Source organism: Candidatus Margulisiibacteriota bacterium (assembly GCA_028715625.1).
Classification (GTDB): Bacteria; Margulisbacteria; Riflemargulisbacteria; order GWF2-35-9; family GWF2-35-9; genus JAQURL01.
Window position 1 is genome coordinate 1 of record JAQURL010000114.1, and the last position, 3536, is coordinate 3536.

At 38.3% G+C, this 3536-nt stretch carries 4 protein-coding genes and 1 tRNA gene; 2 read left to right on the forward strand and 3 right to left on the reverse strand.

Annotated elements, in window-relative coordinates:
* Nucleotides 1-198: 198 nt before the first annotated feature.
* Nucleotides 199-732 carry a hypothetical protein gene (locus PHV30_11935; GenBank protein ID MDD5457723.1) on the reverse strand — a complete coding sequence of 178 codons (534 nt, stop codon included), beginning with the start codon at nucleotides 730-732 and terminating at the stop codon, nucleotides 199-201.
* Between the two features lie 94 nt (nucleotides 733-826).
* Here PHV30_11935 and PHV30_11940 point away from each other — a divergent pair, with 94 nt between their 5' ends.
* Nucleotides 827-1216 carry a VOC family protein gene (locus PHV30_11940; GenBank protein ID MDD5457724.1) on the forward strand — a complete coding sequence of 130 codons (390 nt, stop codon included), beginning with the start codon at nucleotides 827-829 and terminating at the stop codon, nucleotides 1214-1216.
* A 233-nt stretch (nucleotides 1217-1449) separates the two neighbouring features.
* On the forward strand, nucleotides 1450-2178 hold the full coding sequence (locus PHV30_11945) for a DUF1003 domain-containing protein (protein ID MDD5457725.1): 729 nt from the start codon (nucleotides 1450-1452) through the stop codon (nucleotides 2176-2178).
* 154 nt (nucleotides 2179-2332) lie between these two features.
* Here the strand turns inward: PHV30_11945 and PHV30_11950 are convergent.
* Nucleotides 2333-2408, reverse strand: a tRNA-Pro gene (locus tag PHV30_11950).
* Nucleotides 2409-2752: 344 nt separating this feature from the next.
* Nucleotides 2753-3520, reverse strand: a complete 768-nt coding sequence (gene murI / locus PHV30_11955; protein MDD5457726.1) for a glutamate racemase — start codon at nucleotides 3518-3520, stop codon at nucleotides 2753-2755.
* Nucleotides 3521-3536: the final 16 nt, after the last annotated feature.

A 3536-nucleotide genomic window follows, 5' to 3' on the forward strand; every position in this document is an offset into this window, starting at 1 on the left:
CCCATTTCAAAACACTGATTGTATTACTGCCACCTTTATTAATTATGACCGGCATATCCTGACCTGGGGCAACATTATAGCAACTCTGCAATTTGATTTTATCTTTGATGTCAAAGCGTAGAAAAAGGTCTTCAGCGGGTATAAAAACGTATCTGCCGCACATGAGCTAATCATACCAATTTTTACCAAGTTATTCTATTATCTTGATAATTGTTTAGCCGGCCTATAGATCATTGATTCGAGATTACCGATAAATCCCAGTTTCTCCACAGTTTCCGCCCACTTTTTATTCTGGAACTCATTTATTGTGACACTGATGGAGAAATTATCCGCGAAAGAATCGACATAATCTATGACTTCTTTTAATAACTCACTGCCTATACCAATTCCCTGCCAATGATCCGGTATACTATGACAACGTTTATAATTATGATTCACTAACTCAAGGTCATTTTGATTTTCTTTATTACCTTTTAAAGCGAAACCACCGATAAAATATTTTTCATCCACGAAATCATGTATCTTGCAGGCAATAGCAATAAAAAATTCTGTAGGCAACAAGGAAATATACTGATTAAACGCCGCGGTAACCTGGAAAAAATAAACTCTCCGCTTATCTCTGCAAATATATTCCTTCAGAAACTTAATTTCATCAATATCGTTAATTTTTAAATTAATAAGCTGTTGGGCATTATCCAGCATTTCTCTTAACGAAATAATTTTACGTATCATATAAATATATCGAATGGATTTTTTTTATTGTTGCTTTTATTTTTTCAAAAAAATATACTATTGGCAAAATTATTTTTAAAAATCGGAGGATATTATGCAAATCCGCTTCAGTTTTGTTCTGGTAAATGATCAGGAAAAAGCTCTACAATTTTACACTAAAATTCTGGGCTTTAGAAAAATGGCCGACCTAGCTTTTGGTGATATGCGCTGGTTAAGCGTGGTTTCCAAAGAAAAAGATGGCGGCGTTGAACTGGTCCTAGAGCCGATTAATTTCCCTCCGGCGAAAACGTACCAGAAAGCTCTTTATAAAGCCGGAATGCCCGCGACTTCGTTTCAAACTAACGACATTCAAAAAGAATTCAATAAACTCAAAAAACATGGTGTAACTTTTAAAGGTGAACCCGAAAACTTCGGACTTATAACATCAGTCCTTTTTGATGATACCTGCGGGAACTGGATAAATCTGGTGCAGGCGAATTCATAGAAAAATTATTTCGGACATCAAGATTTTTGAACCTAACGACAGCTAGTCCAAACGCTGAAAGCGTATCGGTTCTGATCTTATCATAATTAATTTGTTCTTCCTGATAATAATGTCCGCCACCCACTTCAACAACAAGTAGAGCTTTTGCACAATAAAAATCCACAATATAATGCCCAATTACTTTTTAGGCGACAAAATTTTGTCTAAAAAATTAAGCATGATATAATTGAATTGTGAAAAAATCATCCGGCCTGACATGTCAGATATGTAATCAGCCCAAGTCGAAACAAGACTTAATGCCTGCGGAATTTGTAAATCCCTCGATAGTCGAACTGATTAAAAAAAAGCACCCGGACTGGTCTGACAAAAAATATATATGCACCAAAGACCTGAACAGTTACCGGGCCGCTTATGTGCGAAATATCCTCAAATCCGGAAATAAGGAACTGTCTTTGCTGGACAAACAAATACTTCAAAGCATTGAAGAACGTAAACTGTTGTCAAAAAACGTAGACAGAGAATATAAACGTCAACTGACTTTTAAAGAGAGAATGGCCGATATGTTGTCTGATTTTGTAGGCAGCTGGACTTTTATCCTGTTTTTTATTCTGATCATTTTTTTCTGGATAGCTATCAACGTCTCTCTTTTGTTTCATGTGTTTGATCCTTATCCTTTTATTCTCTTAAACCTTGTACTATCTTGTATCGCCGCGATACAGGCTCCAATTATTATGATGAGCCAGAATAGACAGGAATCCCGGGATCGTCTGCGTTCCGAACATGATTATCAGATAAACCTCAAAGCGGAAATGGAGATAGCCCAGCTTCAGGAAAAAATAGATTATTTAATAAAAAATCAGTGGCAGAAACTGCTTGAAATCCAGCAGGTTCAACTTGATCTTATGGAAGAAATGAGTCGTCATATCAAAACCGAGAAAAAAAAGAAAACAAAAATTGTTTGAGCCACAAGTTATGGAATATTTGTATATTTAGACCGATATATTATTAAGATAAACTCAAGCCAGGGGATTAAATGAATTTAAAAATAGTGGAGAGCGTTGAGGGGGCCAGCTATTGCTGGCCCTCTTAAATACGTACAACTGATTTTCAATCAAGTGGTCGGGGTGAGAGGGCTCGAACCTCCGGCCCCTACGTCCCGAACGTAGTGCGCTACCAGCTGCGCCACACCCCGACTTCGTTCGACTTTGGCGAGCTACGACGGGCAAGCCCGCCATTTCCGCCAGAAGCTTCTTGTTAATATTCCATACTCGACGCAAAATGGAATTGCGGCGAGACGCCAAGGAGCGAGCCCCGGAGGTGTGCTGTTTAGCACATTGTATCGGCTCTTAGCGATCCGCATATGCGGAGAGCTTAGAGACATCCACGCAGCCCAGCCCAAAAGGCTGGTGCGAGTGCCGGAGGCGAGCGACAAAGGCAACAAAGCCGAACAAAGCCGCAAACTATTTTGCTAAGAGTATCTTTAGTAACAGACGAATTATTATACTATATGAAGGTTGAGATTGTCAGTGCCGTTTTTTAAAGAATATCCAGATATTTCAGGTATCTTTCACTATCCTCTTTTTCACCGGAAGAATAAAAAACGATATCACCTTTACCTTTATTCAGAGACTGAGGAATTCTTTCTTCAAGTAATCTTTTTAAATGTTTTACTGTGCCCAAATTTCCGTCGATAATATTTATCGTCCGGGGCAAAACTTCCTTTAAATTTTTTCTGTAATAAGGAAAATGGGTACAACCCAGTACAACTGTGCTATATTCAGCCAGATTATACGCTGCCAGTTTTTCCTTTAAATAAGGATTAATTATTTTCCCATCAAAAATAAACTGCTCTGCATAAGCCACTAATTCAGGCAATGCCAAAACATCAACAGTTTTCTCTGAGTCAACTTTGGAAACAAGGTTCTGAAATTTCTCTTCCTTAAGTGTGACCGGAGTTGCCAAGACCAATATGCGTTTATTGTTTCCATTGTGTTCCACAGCGGGTTTTACTGCCGGCTCCATGCCGATTATCGGGAATGAATAGTTTTGACGCAAAGCATTAATTGCTATACTGGTTGCGGTATTACAGGCTACAACCAGGGCTTTAACTTTTTGACCAGCGATAAATTCCACTGCTTCCAGAATATATTTTTTGATGTCACTTTTTGTTTTGGTGCCATAAGGTACATGTTCCGTGTCCGCGTAATATATATAATCTTCCCGGGGTAATATTTTTAACGCTTCTTTTAGAACTGTAAGGCCGCCTATACCGGAATCAAAAAAAGCTATTCGCTGTATGCTCATGGGATACAATTCTATA

Excerpts from the sequence above, each read along its gene's own strand:
- PHV30_11935 (MDD5457723.1), bottom strand. The coding sequence starts at position 732 with ATGATACGTAAAATTATTTCGTTAAGAGAAATGCTGGATAATGCCCAA.
- PHV30_11940 (MDD5457724.1), top strand. The coding sequence starts at position 827 with ATGCAAATCCGCTTCAGTTTTGTTCTGGTAAATGATCAGGAAAAAGCT.
- murI (MDD5457726.1), bottom strand. The coding sequence starts at position 3,520 with ATGAGCATACAGCGAATAGCTTTTTTTGATTCCGGTATAGGCGGCCTT.